The 21,114-nt window shown below is 39.8% G+C and carries 24 protein-coding genes and 1 tRNA gene; 6 read left to right on the top strand and 19 right to left on the bottom strand.

Translation table 11 applies throughout. The features are described from left to right. The first annotated feature begins 1 nt into the window (after position 1). The 5 genes from ACKPCE_RS04435 (at position 2) to ACKPCE_RS04415 (ending at position 5,457) form a co-directional block, all read left to right on the top strand. Positions 2 to 610 carry a polysaccharide deacetylase family protein gene (locus ACKPCE_RS04435; protein ID WP_319504339.1) on the top strand — a complete coding sequence of 203 codons (609 nt, stop codon included), beginning with the start codon at positions 2 to 4 and terminating at the stop codon, positions 608 to 610. Beyond that, positions 607 to 1,599, top strand: coding sequence for a tRNA epoxyqueuosine(34) reductase QueG (queG, locus tag ACKPCE_RS04430; RefSeq protein WP_319504338.1), 993 nt, complete (start codon positions 607 to 609; stop codon positions 1,597 to 1,599). The genes ACKPCE_RS04435 and queG overlap by 4 nt, the downstream gene beginning before the upstream one ends. Positions 1,600 to 1,686: 87 nt before the next feature. After that, complete coding sequence (locus ACKPCE_RS04425) at positions 1,687 to 2,214, top strand: TlpA disulfide reductase family protein (protein ID WP_319504337.1); 528 nt, start codon at positions 1,687 to 1,689, stop codon at positions 2,212 to 2,214. Next, positions 2,211 to 2,810 carry a thioredoxin family protein gene (locus ACKPCE_RS04420; RefSeq protein ID WP_319504336.1) on the top strand — a complete coding sequence of 200 codons (600 nt, stop codon included), beginning with the start codon at positions 2,211 to 2,213 and terminating at the stop codon, positions 2,808 to 2,810. Before ACKPCE_RS04425 ends, ACKPCE_RS04420 begins: the two co-directional genes overlap by 4 nt. Positions 2,811 to 2,979: 169 nt before the next feature. Next, complete coding sequence (locus tag ACKPCE_RS04415) at positions 2,980 to 5,457, top strand: glycoside hydrolase family 95 protein (protein WP_319504335.1); 2,478 nt, start codon at positions 2,980 to 2,982, stop codon at positions 5,455 to 5,457. A gap of 98 nt (positions 5,458 to 5,555) precedes the next feature. Here ACKPCE_RS04415 and ACKPCE_RS04410 read toward each other — a convergent pair whose 3' ends face one another. The 19 genes from ACKPCE_RS04410 to ACKPCE_RS04320 all read right to left on the bottom strand — a co-directional run bounded on the left by ACKPCE_RS04410 (position 5,556) and on the right by ACKPCE_RS04320 (position 20,714). Further along, on the bottom strand, positions 5,556 to 6,794 hold the full coding sequence (locus ACKPCE_RS04410) for a BT3233 family polysaccharide utilization protein (RefSeq protein WP_276991521.1): 1,239 nt from the start codon (positions 6,792 to 6,794) through the stop codon (positions 5,556 to 5,558). A gap of 16 nt (positions 6,795 to 6,810) precedes the next feature. Then, positions 6,811 to 7,605, bottom strand: a complete 795-nt coding sequence (locus ACKPCE_RS04405; RefSeq protein WP_027317648.1) for a gluconate 5-dehydrogenase — start codon at positions 7,603 to 7,605, stop codon at positions 6,811 to 6,813. A 35-nt stretch (positions 7,606 to 7,640) separates the two neighbouring features. Further along, positions 7,641 to 8,483, bottom strand: a complete 843-nt coding sequence (gene kduI, locus ACKPCE_RS04400; protein ID WP_024995975.1) for a 5-dehydro-4-deoxy-D-glucuronate isomerase — start codon at positions 8,481 to 8,483, stop codon at positions 7,641 to 7,643. Between the two features lie 229 nt (positions 8,484 to 8,712). Then, positions 8,713 to 8,786: transfer RNA gene (locus tag ACKPCE_RS04395), tRNA-Gln, on the bottom strand. A gap of 78 nt (positions 8,787 to 8,864) precedes the next feature. Further along, the gene (gene tyrS, locus ACKPCE_RS04390) at positions 8,865 to 10,157 is read right to left on the bottom strand and encodes a tyrosine--tRNA ligase (RefSeq protein ID WP_319504334.1); all 1,293 of its coding nucleotides are present in this window, start codon (positions 10,155 to 10,157) and stop codon (positions 8,865 to 8,867) included. A gap of 105 nt (positions 10,158 to 10,262) precedes the next feature. Continuing rightward, on the bottom strand, positions 10,263 to 10,898 hold the full coding sequence (locus ACKPCE_RS04385) for a TatD family hydrolase (RefSeq protein WP_319504333.1): 636 nt from the start codon (positions 10,896 to 10,898) through the stop codon (positions 10,263 to 10,265). A gap of 11 nt (positions 10,899 to 10,909) precedes the next feature. Next, positions 10,910 to 11,131, bottom strand: coding sequence for a membrane protein insertion efficiency factor YidD (gene yidD / locus ACKPCE_RS04380; RefSeq protein WP_081698245.1), 222 nt, complete (start codon positions 11,129 to 11,131; stop codon positions 10,910 to 10,912). Next, positions 11,128 to 11,517, bottom strand: coding sequence for a ribonuclease P protein component (gene rnpA, locus ACKPCE_RS04375; RefSeq protein WP_276963916.1), 390 nt, complete (start codon positions 11,515 to 11,517; stop codon positions 11,128 to 11,130). The genes yidD and rnpA overlap by 4 nt, the downstream gene beginning before the upstream one ends. A gap of 102 nt (positions 11,518 to 11,619) precedes the next feature. Beyond that, positions 11,620 to 12,372, bottom strand: a complete 753-nt coding sequence (locus tag ACKPCE_RS04370; RefSeq protein WP_027317649.1) for a uroporphyrinogen-III synthase — start codon at positions 12,370 to 12,372, stop codon at positions 11,620 to 11,622. A gap of 4 nt (positions 12,373 to 12,376) precedes the next feature. Next, positions 12,377 to 13,285 carry a DUF4271 domain-containing protein gene (locus ACKPCE_RS04365; protein ID WP_319504332.1) on the bottom strand — a complete coding sequence of 303 codons (909 nt, stop codon included), beginning with the start codon at positions 13,283 to 13,285 and terminating at the stop codon, positions 12,377 to 12,379. Continuing rightward, positions 13,282 to 13,869 (bottom strand): LOG family protein, encoded by a 588-nt coding sequence (locus ACKPCE_RS04360; protein ID WP_319504331.1) that lies wholly within the window; start codon positions 13,867 to 13,869, stop codon positions 13,282 to 13,284. Before ACKPCE_RS04360 ends, ACKPCE_RS04365 begins: the two co-directional genes overlap by 4 nt. A gap of 149 nt (positions 13,870 to 14,018) precedes the next feature. After that, positions 14,019 to 15,311, bottom strand: a complete 1,293-nt coding sequence (metK, locus tag ACKPCE_RS04355; RefSeq protein ID WP_276963908.1) for a methionine adenosyltransferase — start codon at positions 15,309 to 15,311, stop codon at positions 14,019 to 14,021. Between the two features lie 225 nt (positions 15,312 to 15,536). Further along, on the bottom strand, positions 15,537 to 16,001 hold the full coding sequence (folK, locus tag ACKPCE_RS04350) for a 2-amino-4-hydroxy-6-hydroxymethyldihydropteridine diphosphokinase (RefSeq protein WP_319504330.1): 465 nt from the start codon (positions 15,999 to 16,001) through the stop codon (positions 15,537 to 15,539). A 12-nt stretch (positions 16,002 to 16,013) separates the two neighbouring features. Further along, on the bottom strand, positions 16,014 to 17,069 hold the full coding sequence (gene queA, locus ACKPCE_RS04345) for a tRNA preQ1(34) S-adenosylmethionine ribosyltransferase-isomerase QueA (protein WP_276991508.1): 1,056 nt from the start codon (positions 17,067 to 17,069) through the stop codon (positions 16,014 to 16,016). Positions 17,070 to 17,080: 11 nt separating this feature from the next. Continuing rightward, a complete protein-coding gene (gene truB, locus ACKPCE_RS04340; RefSeq protein ID WP_276991505.1) occupies positions 17,081 to 17,791 on the bottom strand; it encodes a tRNA pseudouridine(55) synthase TruB in 711 nt (236 codons plus the stop codon). Beyond that, the gene (locus tag ACKPCE_RS04335) at positions 17,791 to 18,681 is read right to left on the bottom strand and encodes an undecaprenyl-diphosphate phosphatase (RefSeq protein ID WP_319504329.1); all 891 of its coding nucleotides are present in this window, start codon (positions 18,679 to 18,681) and stop codon (positions 17,791 to 17,793) included. Before ACKPCE_RS04335 ends, truB begins: the two co-directional genes overlap by 1 nt. A gap of 3 nt (positions 18,682 to 18,684) precedes the next feature. Next, entirely contained in the window at positions 18,685 to 18,918 is a 234-nt protein-coding gene (locus tag ACKPCE_RS04330; protein ID WP_024995963.1) for a DUF3098 domain-containing protein, read from the bottom strand. A 15-nt stretch (positions 18,919 to 18,933) separates the two neighbouring features. Further along, positions 18,934 to 19,815 carry a cell division protein FtsX gene (locus tag ACKPCE_RS04325; protein ID WP_024995962.1) on the bottom strand — a complete coding sequence of 294 codons (882 nt, stop codon included), beginning with the start codon at positions 19,813 to 19,815 and terminating at the stop codon, positions 18,934 to 18,936. Beyond that, complete coding sequence (locus ACKPCE_RS04320) at positions 19,815 to 20,714, bottom strand: class I SAM-dependent methyltransferase (protein WP_308764773.1); 900 nt, start codon at positions 20,712 to 20,714, stop codon at positions 19,815 to 19,817. Before ACKPCE_RS04320 ends, ACKPCE_RS04325 begins: the two co-directional genes overlap by 1 nt. 188 nt (positions 20,715 to 20,902) lie before the next feature. Here ACKPCE_RS04320 and ACKPCE_RS04315 point away from each other — a divergent pair, with 188 nt between their 5' ends. Further along, positions 20,903 to 21,094: a PspC domain-containing protein gene (locus ACKPCE_RS04315; RefSeq protein WP_034781116.1), complete on the top strand. Its 192-nt coding sequence runs from the start codon at positions 20,903 to 20,905 to the stop codon at positions 21,092 to 21,094. The last annotated feature ends 20 nt before the right edge of the window (positions 21,095 to 21,114 follow it).

Genomic DNA, 21,114 nt, shown 5'->3' with positions numbered 1-21,114 from the left:
AATGTTTATAGAACAACCACCCCGATTTATCCGGGCATTGTATCCTCAGGCATTATGGCGAATGGACCCAAACGAGAAGGCTGTATATCTGACCTTCGACGACGGGCCCATTCCCGGAATAACTCCTTGGGTACTAGACTTGCTGGATAAATACCAGATAAAAGCAACCTTTTTTATGGTGGGCGATAACGTACGAAAACATCCGGAAGAATATAAACTGGTAGTTGAAAGAGGCCATCGTATTGGAAATCACACATTTAACCATATCCGTGGATTCGAATTTCTGACTCCAAATTATATGGCTAATGCTGAGAAAGCAAACGAATTATTGAAGACAGATTTGTTTCGTCCTCCTCATGGTCACATGCGCTGGATGCAATACATGGCTCTGAAGCATCGTTATAAAATAGTAATGTGGGATTTGGTTACACGTGATTATAGTAAGAAATTACGCGGTCCGCAAGTACTAGCTAATGTAATGCGATACGCACGTAATGGCTCCATTATTACATTCCACGATTCAATTAAGTCTTGGGAAAACATACAGTATGCATTACCCAAGTCTATAGAGTTTTTGTTAGAAGAAGGCTATGAATTCAAGCTTTTATGACGCATGATAATTTCAATCAAAAACAATCATTTTCTGTAGAAGCAAAGATCAGTTACAGCAACATGATAAAAGCCGAAGCCTTGCGCCTCGGCTTTTCTGCTTGCGGCATTGCCCCCGCTGAAGAAATCAATGCAGAAAACAAAATGTTCCTCAAAGAATGGCTAGTTAACGGTTATCAAGGTAGTATGGATTATATGGCTAATAACCTTGAAAAGCGCAGTGATCCTAACTTACTCGTTGAAGGTACAAAAAGCATTGTTTCGGTAGCACTGAATTATTATCCGCAACAACTACTTGCTGACTCTCAGTATCAGTTTGCATGGTATGCCTACGGTAAAGACTACCACGATATCATGCGTAAAAAGATGAATGAATTAATGGAGTACATTAACCGAGAAATAGCCATTGTCAACGGAAGAGTATTCTGTGACACTGCGCCGGTTTTAGACCGCTACTGGGCATGGCGCGCCGGACTAGGATGGATCGGAAAGAATACTCAACTTATTATTCCTAAAGCCGGATCATCATTTTTTTTGGGAGAACTTTTCATCGATATTGAATTGGCATATGATACTCCTCAGAAAGATCGTTGCGGAAACTGCAACCGCTGCCAACAAGCTTGTCCGACTCAGGCTTTTATAGCTCCTCATAAACTAGATGCAAGAAAATGTCTTTCCTATGTTACTATTGAAAGTCGAGAAGACATCCCTATTGAATTCCGTAAAAAGATGGGAAATCGAATCTATGGTTGCGATGAATGTCAGCGTGTTTGTCCATGGACACGTTTCGCAATTCCTTGTCAAACAACCGAATTACAACCAGCACTAGAGTTCATGCAAATGACTAGAGAAAAATGGCACAACCTAAGTGAAGAAACATACCGCAAATTATTCAAAGGAAGTGCAGTTAAAAGAGCCAAATATAGTGGACTAGTTAGGAATATTGAAGCAGTTGGATATCCTAATAATTCAGGAGCTAATCCTGATTAATCTAGAAAAATTAATTTCTTTTAAGTAGTATAGCACAACAATTTCAATGATCTACTTTGTTATTAGTAATAACTAGCAGATAGAAATATGAATAAATGCATTACTTTTTATTTGAGGGTATTAATATACTGTATCTTCTTAATTCCTATATCAGCACAAGCTCAGCAGGTTGTTCATCACGATGATATAAGCATTCCCGTTTACAACTATACTCAGCTAGAGCCAATGCTTCATCCTGCAGAGTCAAATGATACAACTTACATTTTTAATTTTTGGGCTACATACTGCGTACCCTGTATTAAGGAACTCCCCCACTTTGAACAAATTGGGAAAGATTTTGCTGATCAAAAAGTAAAAGTGATACTTATCAGCATGGACTTTAAATCGAAAATAGCCACACAAGTTGTACCATTCATAAAAAAACATCAGTTAAAATCATCAGTCATTCTACTAAGCGACCCTGATGCAAATAGCTGGATAAACAAAATAAATCCTCAATGGAGCGGCTCCTTGCCGGCTACACTTATTGTTAAGGGCAATAAAAGGGAATTCAACGAAAAAACATTTACTTACAATGAACTTGAATTATTAACAACTAAATTTTTAACCCCATGAAACGTAATATTCTTTTTATCGTATTCATATTGTGTACTTTAGCAGGTTTGCAGGCACAAGGATATAAGGTTGGTGATTCTGCCACTGATTTCAAACTAAAGAATGTAGATAACAAATATGTATCTTTATCTGATTTTTCAAATGCAAAAGGATTTATCATTGTGTTTACCTGCAATCATTGCCCTTATGCGAAAGCCTATGAGGAAAGGTTAGTTGCACTTGACAAAAAGTATAAAACCAAAGGCTACCCAGTTATAGCAATTAATCCCAATGATCCAGTTGCAGTTCCTGCTGATGGCTTCGAAGAGATGCAAAAGCGTGCCCAAGAAGCCGGCTTTACTTTCCCATATTTACTTGACGAGGGACAGAAAATATACCCACTTTATGGAGCGACACGCACACCTCACGTTTATGTCCTTCAAAAAACAGCAAAAGGCAACATTGTTAAATACATAGGTGCTATTGATGACAACTACGAGGATTCTTCAGCTGTTAAAACCCATTATGTCGCTAATGTTGTTGAGGCTTTGCTATCAGGGCAAAAAGTACCTGTTGATTTCACCAAGGCCATTGGCTGTAGCATCAAAGTTAAATAAAATCAGATTTACCGACGCAGCATCATTCCTCCTTTTGGATATAATACTATAGCTAAAAGGAGGATTATTTATTAGAAATAGTGGCATTTTTTTGTCTGTAACAGGATGGTATTCTTTGGTAAAATTAAAAAGTGTACCTTGCACTTTAAATCAATACCACAAAAAGAATATGAATAAAAAATGGAATTTCGCAGGATTACTACTGCTAGTATGTACATTCATACAAGCACAAAAAAATGAGAACGAATGGAAATTATGGTATAATCAGCCCGCTACCCGTTGGGTAGAGGCATTACCACTAGGTAATGGTCGCCTAGGTGCCATGGTATTTGGAGATCCTTCAAGGGAAGAATTTCAACTAAACGAAGAAACAATTTGGGGAGGATCACCACACAACAATACGAATCCAAAAGCCAAAGAGGCTTTGCCAAAAATACGTCAACTTATATTTGAAGGAAAGAATAAAGAAGCCCAAGAATTGTGTGGACCAACCATTTGTTCCCAATCAGCTAACGGAATGCCTTATCAAACAGTAGGGTCATTACACTTAGACTTTGAAGGCATGGAAAACGCTACAAATTATTACCGCGATATTGATATTGAACAGGCAATAGCTACTACTCGCTTCACAGTAAATCATGTGACATATACCCGCGAAGCTTTTACTTCTTTCACTGATCAACTGCTTGTCATCAAGTTAAACGCCTCTCAAAAAGGAAAAATCTCTTTTTCGGCACGATATACAAGTCCATATAAACCAATGGACATAAAGAAAAGTATTTCATCAAATCAAGAGTTACAACTTGACGGAAAAGCAAATGACCACGAAGGCATAGAAGGTAAAGTGCGATTCACTGCTCTCACTCGAATAGAACACGATGGAGGAAAGAAAACAATGGTTGGAGATTCGTTAGTTACCATCAAAAATGCTAATAGCGTAATCTTATATGTTTCAATCGGAACAAACTTTGTTAATTACAAAGATGTATCGGGTAATTCACTTATTTCCGCCCGAAAATATATGCAAAATTCGTACAAGCCATTTGAAAAAGCGAAAAAAGAACATACTCGCTTTTACTCTAATTTGTTCAACAGAGTATCTTTTGATTTAGGGAAAAATGAACAAGCATTGAAGCCCACCGATGTGAGAGTGAAAGAGTTCAGTACTCAATTTGATCCTCAAATGAGCGCACTGTATTTCCAATTTGGACGTTATCTGCTGATTTGCAGCTCACAACTAGGAGGGCAAGCTGCTAATTTACAAGGAATTTGGAACTATAAACTCAGAGCACCATGGGATGGAAAATACACTACTGATATCAATGTTGAAATGAACTATTGGCCAGCTGAGGTAACCAATTTATCAGAAATGCATGAGCCATTTATAAAGCTAATCAAAGAAACAGCTGATAAAGGAAAAGAGAGTGCAGCCATGTATGGCTGTAGAGGATGGACATTACATCATAACACTGATATCTGGCGTTCAACAGGGGCTGTCGATGGTCCAGCATACGGAATATGGCCAACCTGTAATGCTTGGTTTTGCCAGCATCTATGGGACCGATATTTATTCTCAGGAGATAGCGACTACCTCAAAGAAGCATATCCCATAATGAAAGGAGCATGTGAATTTTTCCTCGATTTTCTTATCAGAGAACCACGAAATAATTGGCTTGTAGTAGCGCCTTCATATTCACCCGAAAACAAACCTACTGTAAATGGGAAAAGGGATTTCGTTATTGTAGCAGGGGCTACTATGGACAATCAAATGATACATGACCTATTCAGTAACACACTAGAAGCCGCCAACTTACTCAAAGAAACAACAACTTTTACAGATAGTCTAAAAAACATACTAACTAATCTTGCTCCCATGCAAATTGGACGCTGGGGACAATTACAAGAATGGATGGACGATTGGGATAGCCCATCCGACAAACATCGGCATACGTCACATTTATGGGGATTATATCCAGGCAGACAAATCACTTATTATCAGTATCCAGAGTTGATTAATGCAGCTAAAGAGACGCTAAAGGCCCGTGGAGATCATTCAACAGGATGGTCTATGGGATGGAAAGTATGTTTCTGGGCACGATTGGAAGATGGTAATCACGCCTATAAATTGATTACCGAACAATTACATCAAACAACAGAGGAATCGGGTCAAAACGGTGGTACTTATCCCAATCTTTTCGATGCACACCCACCCTTTCAAATTGACGGTAATTTTGGATGTACAGCAGGTATAGCTGAAATGTTGGTACAAAGTCATGCTGGTGCTGTACACTTATTACCTGCTTTACCCGATGCTTGGGACAAAGGGATAGTCAAAGGGTTACGATGCAGAGGAGGGTTTATTTTGAACGAGCTGAATTGGAAAAATGGTAGTCTGCACAAAGCAGAAATATATTCTTCCATAGGAGGCATACTCCATTTAAGAACTGCAGTACCCTTATTATTGAATGGAAGGGAGCTAAATCAAGTAACCCATACTACATCGGAGAATATCTTGCTTAAGCCACAAACAATAAAAGAGCCTCTTGCAAACAAAGAAAATTGTATAGGTCGGCCAGAAACTAAAAAGCTATACGTTTACGATATAGAAACAAAAGCAGGAGAAAGGTACTTTTTTACAGCTAAATAATCATCTAGTCAGAATAAGGCATAAAAAATGCAGGCACTTTCCATAAAAGAAATGTGCCTGCATTACCATATAAATGTAGATTCTAATTACATTCAAAATTATTTAATAGTAACAGTTAACGGATTACGTATTTTTACAGTAAAGTTTGCTACATATTCATTCCATTGAGCAGCATCTTTGATGTTTGCCTTACTCCATGCAGCTCCCCAGTAGTAAGTATAATCTGAACCAGGGATGTAATCACTAATAGCAAGTACATGACCATCGGCTCCGCCTCTCTGCTCTTTTTCTTTAGCAGAAAAAAGAACTGATTTAGCTTCTTTTACATTAGCAGGAAAAGCAGCACCCACAAATATCTTACCGTTGTTATTATTTATATTATCAGTAGGATCAACATAAGTGATGTATCCTTTTTGTGCATTAGCTAACACTTCACCATTTGGTTCGTGCAACACGATACCTACTGCTACCGAAATTGATTCTTTCAGATTTGAATAAGAAACAACTGTTTTATTCATATGAGAACCTGAATCCAAAGTAATAACACGCGTTTCAACAACAGATGCATCACCTTTTACTGTAAGCGGATTATAAACTAATTTCACAGCAAAACGCAAGGGGCCATTGTCAAGGATTTCTTGTGTTCTATAGCAATACGGGTAAATAATAGTATCTCCTACCATTAAAGCGGCAGTTCCACCACCTAAAGTAGGACCTACTTTATAACAATCAAGACCGTTACCATGATCTACGTGATAAGAAGTCGCAGCACGAAGCTCCTTAGCAGCTTCAGGATTCGTTTTGGTAAGGCTATCAATCTTTGCAAGAGTCTCCGGATTTAACTCCATAGCATAACGAGCTTCTACAACCGGATCAGTTGTATCGCGTTTAGTCCACACATCATAGCCAAATGCTTGTTCACCTTTCGCTTGCAGTGCGGGTCCATAAGTACGAAACGCCACTAAATCATTTTCCCAAGCTACATCATCCAAACGTTCAGGATAATATTTACCGCAAGCCTTAACATTAAACACATCGGGAGTACCAGATTGTATGGTGTAGGCAGCCGTCCCATTGCCCTTTACGCTGACTTGAAAAATAATTTTCTCATCATAAGTAATTTGATACGGTACTTGTTGTCCATCCGCATCAAGTACTACAATTTGAGCCGTATCTGCCAGTTTCAACTTACTTGCTACCTCATTCATAGCTACTTCAACCATCTCGTTCATGCGATCGGAAGAAGTTGAATTTGTTACCGTCACCGTTACCGTTTTACTCTCGGCACACGATGCAATAAGAAATCCTGCAACTAGTAAATATATAAGTTTTTTCATGCTCAACTTGTTGTGATTATTTAGGCTGTTTACCAATATAAGCTAAAATACCACCGTCAACATAGAGCACATGACCGTTTACAAAGTTTGAAGCGTCTGATGCAAGGAACACAGCTGGTCCCATCAAATCTTCAGGAGTACCCCAACGGGCAGCCGGCGTTTTGGCAATAATAAACGAATCGAACGGATGACGAGAACCATCAGCCTGTACCTCCCTCAAAGGAGCCGTTTGTGGTGTAGCAATATAACCCGGGCCAATACCGTTACACTGAATATTATATTCACCATATTCTGACGCAATATTACGTGTTAACATTTTCAAACCACCTTTAGCCGCAGCATAGGCAGAAACAGTTTCACGACCAAGTTCACTCATCATTGAGCAAATATTGATAATCTTGCCATGGCCTTTTTTGATCATTGAAGGAAGTACTGCTTTTGATACGATGAAAGGACCATTAAGATCAATATCAATTACCTGACGGAAATCGGCCGCACTCATTTCAATCATTGGAATACGTTTGATAATACCTGCGTTATTAACTAAGATATCAATAACACCAACTTCCTTCTCAATTTGAGCTACCATGGTGTTAACTCCGGCTTCATCAGTTACGTCACAAACGTAACCGTGTGCTTTGATTCCTTCTGCCGCATAAGCCGCAACACCTTTGTCTACCAATTCTTGTTTAATATCATTAAACACAATTGTTGCCCCTGCTTTAGCAAATCCGGTTGCAATAGAAAAACCAATGCCGTAAGAAGCACCTGTTACAAGTGCGATCTTACCTTCTAATGAAAAATTTACCATTTCGTTTTATCTGTTTACTTATTTAAGACCCAATGTTATTTCAAATCAGTAATCAAAGAGAAGTCCTGATCACCGTAATCGAGATTCTCACCGCCCATACCCCAAATGAAAGTATAGTTATGAGTTGCTGCAGCAGAGTGGATTGACCATTCTGGTGATAGTACCGCCTGATCACCTTTCATCCATAGGTGACGAGTTTCATCAACTTCTCCCATGAAGTGACAAACGGAGTGGTCAGCAGGCACTTCAAAATAAAAATAGGCTTCCATTCTGCGAGAATGTACATGGGCTGGCATTGTATTCCACACGCTACCGGGAGCCAGTTCGGTCATTCCCATCTGTAACTGGCAGGTAGGCAATACCTGATTCACCAACATTTTATTGATATTGCGATGATTAGAGCCCTCTAATGAACCCATTTCAGCTACTACTGCATCTTTTTTAGTGACTTTCTTATCTGGGTAATTTCTATGTGCAGTTGTTGAGTTGAAGTAAAATTTAGCTGGATTTTGTGCGTTTTTACTTTCAAAAGTAACCTCTCTATTACCCGATCCAATGTAAAGTGCTTCTTTATAATCAAGTTCAAAAACCGCGTCTCCCACTTTTACTACACCGGGGCCTCCGACATTAAATATACCGATTTCACGGCGAGTAAGAAAAAACGGAGCTTTCAAAGGATCAATAGCTTCAAGCATCAGCACTTCTCCAACGGGCATAGCACCACCTACTACCATACGGTCGTACATGGAATAAACCATATTTACTTCATTAACTGAAAAGACTGTTTCAATGAGAAAGTCTCTGCGAATTCTCTTGGTGTCATAGCTTTTTGCATCCTCTGGATGCGCGGCATAACGGATCTCATAGTTCGTTTTCATACTACTTTATATTATTAATTGTTATATCGTTTGCGCACACAATGCAAAGATAACAAAAGGAACCATCAAAAAAGAATAATCTAATTCCTATTATGTGTCTTTTTTGACTGTAATGGGGTAGGATTTGATTTGTTTAACAAACTCATGATAAGGAATCGCAAGTTCCGAGACATTAAGAAACTAACTAAAACCAAATAAGCCTCGAAAGATTTCTCTTTCAAGGCTTATTTGGTTGTCCTACCAAGATTCGAACTTAGACAAACAGAACCAAAAACTGTTGTGCTACCATTACACCATAGGACAAGCAATGGGCTTTCTTTCAAAAAGCGATGCAAAGATAAGACAATGCGGCTAAATATGCAAATATTCAGCCGCATTTTTTTATTTTGCTATGATAAGGAAATAGTTTTTCTTACCACGTTGCACTAGTAAGTATTTGCTATCCAACAGGTCTGCAGAAGTAATTACCTGATCGAAAGCTGACAGTTTTTCTTTATTCAAAGATACTCCACCACCTTGCACCAGCTTTCTCATTTCTCCTTTCGACGCAAACACGGCTGCATTGTCAACAAAAAGGTCAACCGCTTTAACACCTTCGTCTAATACTGATTTGGCAACTTCAAAACGGGGTACACCTTCAAACACAGCCAATAAAGTATCCTCATCAAGTTTCTTCAAAGCAACTGAGGTTGCATTGCCAAATAAAATATCCGAAGCTTCCACGGCTGCATTGTAGTCTTCTTCAGAATGAACCATGATGGTTACTTCTTTAGCCAAGCGTTTTTGCAATGTACGTAAATGGGGAGCTTCAGCATGTTCAGTAATCAATTGGTCTATTTCATCTTTACTAAGCGAAGTGAAAATCTTGATGTACCGCGCCGCATCATCATCACTTACATTGAGCCAGAACTGATAAAATTTATAAGGAGATGTATATCGTGCATCGAGCCACACATTACCCAATTCTGTTTTACCAAACTTTCCTCCATCTGCTTTAGTTATAAGCGGACAGGTCAGCGCATAAGCCTCACCACCATTTGTACGACGAATCAATTCAGTCCCCGTAGTAATGTTACCCCATTGATCAGAGCCACCCATCTGCAACTTACAACCTTTGGTTTCATTCAAATGAAGAAAATCATACCCTTGCAACAGTTGATAAGTAAATTCAGTGAATGAAAGTCCGTCTCTTGATTCACCGTTTAGTCTTTTCTTAACAGAATCTTTAGCCATCATGTAGTTTACCGTAATATGCTTACCTACTTCTCTGGCAAAATCAAGAAATGTAAAATCTTTCATCCAATCGTAGTTATTCACCAACTCGGCTTTATTGGTAGCATCCGACTCAAAATCGAGAAACTTAGCCAACTGCTTTTTAATGCATGCCTGATTGTGACGCAAGGTCTCTTCATCCAGCAAATTTCTTTCTGCCGATTTACCCGATGGATCACCAATCATCCCGGTTGCGCCTCCAATGAGAGCTAACGGCTTATGACCGCAACGTTGGAAGTGTCGTAACATCATCACGCCGCATAAGTGTCCAATGTGTAACGAATCGGCTGTTGGGTCAATTCCCAAGTACGCAGTAACCTGCTCTTTAGCCAATAACTCTTCCGTGCCGGGCATCATATCGTGCACCATTCCACGCCATTTTAATTCTTCTACAAAATTCATCGAATGATAGTATGTTAATGATTATGCCTACAAAAGTACGACTCTTTATTTGAAGAAACAACTCTTCTTATCTAAAAAAGAGCCTTCCAGAAGTAAACGGAAGGATTAGTGATCGAAAAAAACACGGTTTATATTTTGTTGTATCTGTAGCTTGAGATCATCTGCAGATAGGGAAAGTAGCTTAGCTGCCTTATCGTATAAACAAGTGATATCTGCCTTACTTTCATCTGTCTCCATCAGGATAGAAGATAATGGAATACCTTTTAATGCTTCTTCGTTATATTTCTCACCAAAAGAGAGAAATATATGGTGATTAACACATTGCAAAGCCAACTCTTTCTTTCCCCGAAAGCCATGCATCACCCAAGGCATACGCGGAGCATATTTCTTTTTAAGCTGAATAATTTCATTCACAGCGTGAACGCAATGTATAATAAGCGGAAGCTGTTTTTCTTCAGAAAGTACTATCTGCTTTTCAAAAACAGCAAGCTGTTTGACAAGAGAAACTGAAATCAATTTATCAATGCCAGCCTCACCTATAGCTATAACACAGGGATCTTTCAAAGACAGTAAGAGTTGCTCCCATATCACATCTTCTTCATACTCGTCAACCTGCCATGGATGAATACCCACAGAACAATACACTTCTCCTGTCGGACACAAATCACCTGGCATAAGATTAAGAATACTCCGACCGGGATACGTGGACAAATGATGCGTATGTACATCGAGCAATTCCATCAGATAAAATATCAAGGAACAGGATCATAACCAGATCCACCCCATGGGTGACAACGCAATATGCGACGAACAGACAGATACAAACCATAAAATGGTCCATGCTTCTTGATGGCCTCAATAGCATATTGAGAGCAAGTAGGAGTAAACCTGCATGAAGGAGGTTTTAGCGGAGAGATACACGCCCGATAGAAGTAAATAGGGATAAGTAATATGTATGACAACAGTCGTTTCATTCTTTGTTATCTAATATACGAACCAACAGCGAGGCAAGTTTCTCTTCTATTTCAGAGGAGTCAACCAAGCGATCCGACAAATAGATAACAGCGAGCATTAAATTTTGTTCTTCATTTTGGTACACGTTCAACAAAAGCTCTTTGTGCTTGCGATAGGCTTCGCGTATTTGCCTCTTCACCCGATTGCGCTTAACCGCCCGTTTAAATCTTTTTTTGGGAACGCTAATAAGCAAAGACACAGCAGCCATTCCCTCACGCTTTGCAATAGGCAAATAAACCACACGAAGCGGAAATGCAGAAAAGGATTTGGCACCTCCTGCAAACAACTCATCAATTGCAATTTTACTACTTAATCGCTCCGGTTTTGAGAATGTATGTGTACCCATTGTATACAATAAACGGTCGACAATTGACTTCCGGAGAGTGAAACTCTGCCAACAGGGCAACAACTCTCAGGCAACCAATCTGCCGACCGCAATTTTTTGTTTTTATTTTCCCTTATTCGTCTCTTTGATAAACATCTCCAATGCAGCAGTCATAGAAGGCGCCTGCACAGTGGGAGCTTCCAAATCAAGACGCAGGCCGGCATCACGAACGGCCTGTGCTGTTGTTGAACCAAAAGTTCCTATCTTGATCTCTTTCTGATCAAAGTTAGGAAAGTTTTTCTTCAATGAAGAAACTCCTGCCGGACTAAAGAACAAAAGCATATCGTAATCAAAAGCCTCTCCTTCTTGAAAATCATTGCTCACTGTACGATACATAACCGCCTCAGTATGAGTAATTTTATTTTTATCAAGCAGATTTTTGATTTCGTCAGTATGCACGTCAGACATCGGAACGAAGTATTTCTCACTATTATGCTTCACAATAGAAGGCACCAAGTCTTCTATTTTTCCCGTATTACCAAAGAAAATCTTTCTTTTACGATATTGAATATATTTCTGTATATAAAGAGCTACTGCTTCGGTAACACAGAAATATTTCATTGTTTCAGGAATTGCAATACGCATCTCAGTGCAAAGTCCGAAGAAATGGTCTATTGCATGACGAGAGGTAAAAATCACAGCAGTATGATCTAATATAGACACTTTTTGTAGCCTGAATTCCTTGGCAGAAAGGCTTTCTACTTTAATGAACGGGCGGAAGTCTATTTTCACTCCATACTTCTCTGCAATATCGTAATAAGGAGATTTCTCTGAAGCAGGTTTCGGCTGCGACACAAGTACTTTTTTTATTTTCAACGTCCTAAAATTTTATTAGCAATAAGTTATTAATCTGAACCAACCCCTCATAAGCAATAAAACAGGGGAGAATTTCGAGCGCACAAAAGTACAAAATTAAAAGCAGAAGACCATAAACATTATTAAAAAAAAGCTTTATCCACTTATACAATATCAATATTTTAGCTGAAATTATCAAAAGTAAACTTATTGCTGTCATGTAAACCAGGCTAAGATCGAAATAAATAAAGAAAAGAGCATAAAGGAAAAGTGTAAATCCGGCATAATATATAATGGTAAAATACGACTCCAGCCAAATGCTTGTCTTTTTTTTATCAAAGAACACCCAACCTATAAAAGCATAAATCATCCATTTAAAAATCAGATATGACACACATAATCCTACATATCCGGCAAGTAACAAATGAGGATTTATTTTTTCCGTGAGCAATGGTATATCCGCACTAAAATAATCGAACAAACACACCCCAGACAACACACAGGTTTGTATGCCCAGCATCACCAGATGGCGTACATCTGCAGCCGTTGAAGTATCAAAAAGACTAGAACGATCCCTGTGAGCCATAAACTCTTTTAGCTGTTGTATCAGAAACTTCTTACTCCTTGAGAGCACATAAGCAGAAGCAAAGAAACAAGCCAATATAACCCCAACAATTACATCGTCGGAACGGGTGTTATAAGAAACACGTTCTCCTTCAATGCCACTGGCAAATTCACGCTCCGAATGATAGGTGGTAAGACACGTTGAGTCGGCCGATACAAATTGTTCTTGATAATAAAGAGTTAATGTATCCGCCTTTTCAGCCTCCGAAATACGAGCCGTATCTGGTTTCAACACAAAACACGGCAGAGCCTTCTCCGCATGAACAGTATCAACCGGCAATGGGGTCGTTATTGTATCCCTCACGTTCATATGGCCGCAAATTTCCGAATAGAAGAATCCCAAACAGGCACACTATGTATCTTTTCCAGCGCCATCTGAGGCGTATTGACCATAGTCCATATATCACCATGACGAGAACGCATAAATCGCTCTTCAATGGCTTTTTGCAGCATTGTCAACAACGGGTCATAAAAGCCATTTATATTCAATATAACAATCGGATTTAAGTAAAGCCCCAGCTGTTTCCAAGTAATAATCTCAAGGAGCTCCTCCAGCGTTCCGCATCCTCCGGGTAAAGCTATAACAGCATCACTTAAGTCCGCCATCAACTGTTTACGTTCATGCATGCTATCAACCTTGATCAACTCTGTGAGTCCGGTGTGATGCCACCCCTGCTCAACCATAAAATTAGGGATAACACCCGTTACAGCCCCTCCGGCCGAAAGCACCGCATCGGCTACCGAGCGCATCAGTCCAATGCTTCCTGCACCATTAACCAAACGGATTTCTTCCTTGGCCAATAAGCGACCAAGTTCTTGAGCCGCTTCAAAGTAAACAGGATCAATCTGAGTACTTGAGGCGCTATACACACAAACGGAATGTATCTTATTCATCAAAAGAGATATTAAGCTAAATCGACTACAAAAATAGAGAAACTTTATTTATTTCCATCATTAAAAAGACGGAAGGTCATCCACACTGTTATATAAAACAACAGGTTGAACAACCTTCCTATAAATAAATAGCTGTAAAGCTACGCTGATTACAATCCGAAAGCGGCTTTGATTTTATCTACGTAATCGAGTTTCTCCCACGTAAACAATTCAACTTCCATTACTTTATCTGACAGATAGCGGGAATGGAAATGTTTGGTAACCATTTGCGGTTCGCGTCCCATGTGCCCATAAGCAGCAGTTTCACTGTAGATAGGGTTACGAAGTTTCAAACGATCTTCAATAGCCTTAGGACGGAGGTCAAATAACTCGTCAACTTTTCTAGCGATATCACCATCGGTCATTTTTACATTACTGCGTCCGTATGTATTGACATAGATATTGATTGGGCGAGCCACACCAATGGCATAAGAAACCTGAACAAGTACCTCATCGGAAACACCGGCAGCCACTAGATTCTTAGCAATGTGACGGGCAGCATAAGCAGCACTGCGATCCACCTTACTAGGGTCTTTACCAGAAAAAGCACCACCACCATGAGCACCTTTACCACCATACGTATCAACGATGATTTTTCTACCTGTCAATCCCGTATCACCGTGAGGGCCACCAATAACAAATTTACCGGTAGGGTTCACATGATACGTAATATCCTCATTGAATAAGGCTAATATCTTTTCGTTGTTGATAGAAGCAATAACACGAGGCATCAGCACCTCAATCACATCTTTACGTATCACAGCAAGCATCTCTTCATCAGCTTTCAACTGAGCTTCAGCAGAAGCATCAGCAGGCTGTACAAAGTCGTCATGCTGAGTTGAAACAACAATGGTATCAATCCTAACAGGTTGTCCGTTGTCATTATATTCAATCGTAACCTGGCTCTTAGAATCCGGACGAAGATAAGTCATTTCCTTACCCTCACGACGTACCTCAGCCAATACTTGAAGTATGCGATGAGCCAAATCAAGCGACAAAGGCATGTAATTCTCAGTTTCGTTTGTTGCGTAACCAAACATCATTCCTTGGTCACCCGCCCCCTGATTCATTGGGTCTTCGCGTTCTACGCCACGATTTATATCTGCGCTCTGCTCATGAATAGCAGAGAATACACCACATGAGTTTCCTTCAAACATATATTCTCCTTTGGTGTAACCAATGCGATTGATCACATTTCTGGCCACTTCCTGCAGATCCACATATGCTTCAGATTTCACTTCTCCCGCCAGCACTACCTGTCCGGTAGTAACCAAGGTTTCGCAAGCTACTTTTGAACTGGCGTCATAAGCCAACAGCTCATCAAGTACAGCGTCCGATATTTGATCGGCCACTTTGTCGGGGTGCCCTTCAGACACCGATTCGGATGTGAATAAATATCCCATAACAAATTTATGAATTGATAATGATAATCTTTGAAATGGCGACAAGGAAGAGTAGAAGTGCAAAAGCAGAGGAATGTTGTTTAGCATTTTTTTCTGTGGTTGCAAGCTACTCAAATCTTTCCACATTTCATTTCAGTTTGCAAAGATAAAGATTATAACTAAACAATCATATATCTTATTTATAATAAATCCAAAAAAGAAGAATAAATAACAGAGAGATAGGCGTCAGGATATCTGTTTGAGTAATTCCGCCATGGTAGTATGCAGAACAGGATGCTTCAAGTCGGGAGCAATTTGAGCCAAAGGTTCCATTACAAAAACACGCTGATTCATAAGTGGATGCGGAAGTACAAGCTGAGGGGTTTCCATTATTAAAGCGTCATAGAGCAATAAATCAATATCCATAATACGATCACTGTATATGCCGTCTGAAGACTTAGCAGTTCGCCCCATACATACCTCAATCTGTTTAGTTTGGTGAAGTAAATCGAGTGGCTGCAAATCAGTCTCCACACACAACACCGCATTCAGGAAACTATTGGCCGACTCAAACCCCCAAGGTTCAGAATTATAAAAAGCAGACAAGGACACAACGGTCCCTATCTGCTTTTCAATGTACAGTATGGCGGAATGAAGATTTTGTTCTTTGTCGCCTAAATTAGTGCCCAAGCCCAAATATACTTTCGCCATAATATGCTCATATCAATCAATGATAAGCATGGCATCTCCATACGTACCAAAACGATAATCTTCTTTCAATGCTACGTGATAAGCCTCCATTACCTGATCATAACCTCCAAATGCAGCTACAATCATCAGCAAAGTAGAAAGCGGCATATGAAAATTAGAGACCATACTATTGGCCACAGTAAAATCATAAGGAGGGAAGATGAATTTATTGGTCCAGCCTTCAAAAGCCTTCAAGTGTCCATCCGTACTAACAGCACTTTCAACTGCACGCATCACAGTAGTACCGACAGCACAAACTCTTCGACCTTCATCTTTAGCACGATTCACCCGGCTAACGGCATCCTCGCCAACCTGCATCTGTTCAGAATCCATCTTATGCTTGGTAAGATCTTCCACGTCAATGTCACGGAAGTTACCCAGTCCGGCATGCATCGTAACGAATGCAAAATCAATCCCCTTGATTTCAAGACGTTTCATCAACTCACGACTAAAGTGCAAGTTAGCGGTTGGAGCAGTCACGGCCCCTTCTTTACGTGCAAATATAGACTGAAAACGTTCCGCATCTTCTTCTTCAACGGGACGTTTGATAATGGTGTGCGGAAGCGGAGTTTCTCCTAATGCATAAAGCGCCTTTTTGAACTCCTCGTGAGGACCGTCATACAAAAAGCGAAGCGTACGTCCGCGTGACGTTGTATTATCTATCACCTCAGCTACCATTGAATCATCTTCACCGAAATAAAGTTTGTTACCGATGCGTATTTTACGTGCCGGATCAACCAATACATCCCACAATCTAAGCTCTTCGTTTAGTTCACGCAATAAGAACACTTCAATGCGAGCTCCCGTCTTCTCCTTGTTTCCGTACAACCGGGCCGGGAACACTTTGGTATCATTAAAGATGAACACATCTTTATCATCAAAATAGCCCAAAATATCTTTAAACACTTTGTGCTCAATCTCACCTGTAGTTTTATGTAACACCATCAGGCGTGACTCATCTCTATACTTTGCAGGATACAAAGCAATCTTCTCCTCAGGCAGCTTAAATTTAAATTGTGACAGTTTCATATATACGCTTTTTAGTCATTTTTATTTTCTTCATCAATACTCTGTTGCTCAAGCCATTCTACAAAACACTCAGGGTCCAAACAATGTTCTAGCGTGACCTCACCTACCCGGGTACGAATAAGACCGGTAAGATGCGCACCGCTTTGAAGCGCTTCTCCTATATCCCTGGCCAAAGCACGAATGTAAGTACCTTTGCTACATACAACCCTGATTTTAATTTCGGGCAAATTACACTCCAGCAACTCTATTTCATCAATAACCAATGTTTTGGGCTTGAGCTCCACTTCCTTCCCTTTTCGCGCCAGTTCGTAAGCTCTGGTCCCATCAACTTTACAAGCCGAGAAGGCCGGTGGTATCTGTTGAATCTCACCCAAAAACCGAGAAAGAGTTTCTGCAACCATCTCCGGAGTTATGTGTTCCGTTGGGTAAGTAGCATCAATTTCTTTCTCTAAATCATACGAAGGCGTTGTTGCTCCCAAGCATATCGTTGCAATATACTCTTTAGTCTGATATTGAAACTCCTCTATTCTTTTGGTCGCCTTCCCGGTACAGATAATCATCACACCCGTTGCCAACGGATCAAGAGTACCGGCGTGCCCCACTTTTAATTTCTTCACTTTTATTTTTCTACTCAACTGAGTGCGTACTCTCGCAACCAGATTGAATGACGTCCACCTTAATGGCTTATTAAAATAAAGTACTTCTCCTTCTGTAAAATTCATCAAACAATTTCTAAATTATAACCAAACATCAACATCACTAAAATAATTCCTCCCACTATAATACGATAGTAGCCAAAAGCTTTGAATCCATATTTGGTTACAAAGCTGATAAAAAACTTGATGGCCAACAATGCCACAACAAATGCCACGATGTTCCCAATAATCAATGCTCCCATATTATCAGCCAGAATCTGCATACCTCCTGTAGTAAATAACTTATAGACCTTGTAAGCAGTGGCGGCAAACATCGTAGGAACGGCCAGAAAGAAAGAGAACTCTGCTGCCGCTTTGCGCGTCATTTTTTGTGTCATCCCTCCCACTATGGTAGCCATGGAACGAGACACTCCCGGTATCATGGCAACACATTGAAACAAACCGATTTTGAAAGCTCGTTTCTCTGTTAGTTCTGTCTGCTCTTCCTGATTCACAAAAATTTGATCACAGAAAAGCATGAATATTCCACCCAGGACAAGCATTACCGCAACAACAGCCACACTCTCCAACATCTCGTCAATCTTATCACTGAAAAGCAAGCCGAAAAAGGCAGCAGGAAGAAAAGCAACCAGCAGCTTCCAGTAGAAATCAAATTTATACAATATGCGCTTTCCGTAAACCAGCATTTTTTGCGTTGTCGACAGTCCGCTTACTCCCTCATTACCGAAGACAGTACATGTATTCAGTTTGAAAAAACGCTTCCAATAAAGACACACCACTGATAAAATAGCACCAAACTGAATAATTACAGTAAATGCCTTCACAAATTCAGTGCTTTGTACCCCCAGCATATTTTGGGCTATAATCATGTGACCGGTCGACGAAACCGGCAAAAATTCAGTCAATCCTTCTACAATAGCTATAATAATAGTCTGTAGAATAGTCAAATCACCCATTCCTTATTCTTTTATTTTAGGCTTACGCAGCACAGCGTAGATCATAAAAATAAAACCCAGGAAGCAGACAACGGGTGCTACCTTAATTCTTCTAACACTAAAAATATCAGGCTCAAAAGCCGATTCTGTGGAAGAAGGACCTGTCATCAACAGAAATCCAAGAATAACAACCACCATGCCGACAGCCAACAGAATGAAATTGGTTTTGTCGAAAGCAAATTTTTGTTTATCCGCCATTTTATTATCGTTTTATTAAATGTAGTACAATGAACCGGCTTTCATTCTAAGGTACTTATTAATAGACAAATAAGCACAAAAGAAAGTGATAAGCACCCCAAAAACCAACACAGAAAGAGCCACCAATACCATCACATTGGGAGTTATAACCCGTATCAATTCGGGCTCATAAGAAACTAACCAATACGCTGTTCCCATTAAAATAGAATCGGCAATGATTGCCGCAAGTATCCCGCTCCAAATGTTTCGAAGCAAAAAGGGTTTACGTATAAATGCCCAGCTTGCTCCTACCAGCTTCATCGTGTGAATAAGGAATCGTTTGGAATAGATAGCCAGACGTATGGTGTTATTGATTAATGCAAAAGATATAAAGGTAAGCACAACAGCCAACGCAAGAAGAACCAGACTTATGTTTTTGATGTTTTCATTCACCGCATCTATCAGATCTTTCTGGTAAAGCACTTCCTGAATATTCGTATTTTTCTTTATCACCTTTTCAATCTTTGCAATACTGTCGGAATTGGCATAATCCGAGTGCAACTTAATCTCGATAGAAGCAGTAAAAGGATTATAGCCCAGAAACTCTTCCGGATTGGTTCCCATCGCTTCGGACTGCTCCTTCAAAGCCTGCTTCTTTGATATATAAACAGACTCCTTCACAAAAGGCTCCTCATTCAAACGCTTCTGCAGTTTCAATATATCCGACTCCTTCATCTCATCGCTTACCAACACAGAAAAGTTTATGTTTTCACGAACATAAACCGATAAATTATTGGCAGCCAGTACAAAGAAAACAACTAACCCTAACAATAACAACACCAACATAGTACTGATGCTGGATGTTACAAACTGCATATCGAAAAATGGAATCGAATTATTTTTGCTTTTACTCTTCATTATCTTTTCTTCCTGAAAATATATATCATGGAACTACTTCTCTCTTTTTTCGCCAACGAACTAAACCAAGCCATGGTACCCGTCAGCAATCCTCTTACAAAAGGCATCGAATTGCCTTTGTTCTTTTCACTAAGCATGGACACATAGAAAGCATCGAAAGGCATCGGGTGGCGGGCAGCCAGAATAAAGCCGTTTTTCGCACCCCATTGCTGCATAGTGGCTGGTGTAAAATGCCATAAATGACGCGGAACATCATACGCCGCCCAATGTTCGCCATACTTCTTCGCATCATAAGAATCACAATTGGGAACCGCGACCACAAGTATGCCACGCTCAGAAAGCAAATCAGACAAGCGCTCCCACGTATTTTGTAAATTCTGCAAATGCTCCATGACGTGCCAAAGTGTAATCACATCAAAACTCGCATCCGGAAAATCGAGTAAAGCCTCTTCGCTTTTTACATCCAGATTAAAATGCTCTTTGGCAAATGAACGAGCCGACGGACTTTTTTCAACGGCTTCCACTTGCCAGCCACGCAGATACATGGCATTGGCAAAATAACCGGTACCCGTACCGATATCTAAGATTCGTCCCGAGCGTCGGTGCGATTCTTTCATCACCAGTTGCGCTTTCTTAGAAAGCATATAAGAACGTACATAATGATATATACGATTCATAAATCCTTTTCGGGTATCTGTATGCGAAATATAATCCGGAGCTTCATAATATCTCCCAATCTCTTTCTCATCGGGAAATTCATGAGTAAAAATAAAACCGCACTGTTCACACCTGCCTAAATCGAACGATTCAGAAGAGGCATAAAAATCAGTACAATTCTTGAAGTGATTTATGTTTGTGCTTCCGCACAGCGGACAAGCATTTATTCTGACTTTATTCATTAGTTTTATATCAAATTTGAAAGTAAGCCTTGACTATAAGCTACAATACACCCTAATTTGGTGCAAATAAACAAATAAAATATGACCTTATCGGCATTCGTTAAGGTCTTTTAATATTATAAAGCCTTTAAAAAAGACATTTTATCTATACATTTGGAAATTAACATCACCTAACATACAAATATATCATGAACAAGTCACTAACAAAATCGAGCAACAAGGTTATTGCCGGCGTGTGCGGAGGATTAGCTGAATATTTTGGAATGGATTATACCGTGACACGGCTCATCTATGCTCTGCTTACTATTTTTACAGCCTTTGCAGGAGGAATTATTTACATCATCTTGTGGATTATAATGCCTGAAAATTACCGGAAATAAGACATTACAACGAGGGCTAT

The organism is Bacteroides graminisolvens, assembly GCF_963666085.1.
GTDB lineage: Bacteria > Bacteroidota > Bacteroidia > Bacteroidales > Bacteroidaceae > Bacteroides > Bacteroides graminisolvens.
The sequence above is the reverse complement of the archived record's forward strand: the minus strand, read 5'-3'. Positions and strand labels throughout refer to the sequence as shown.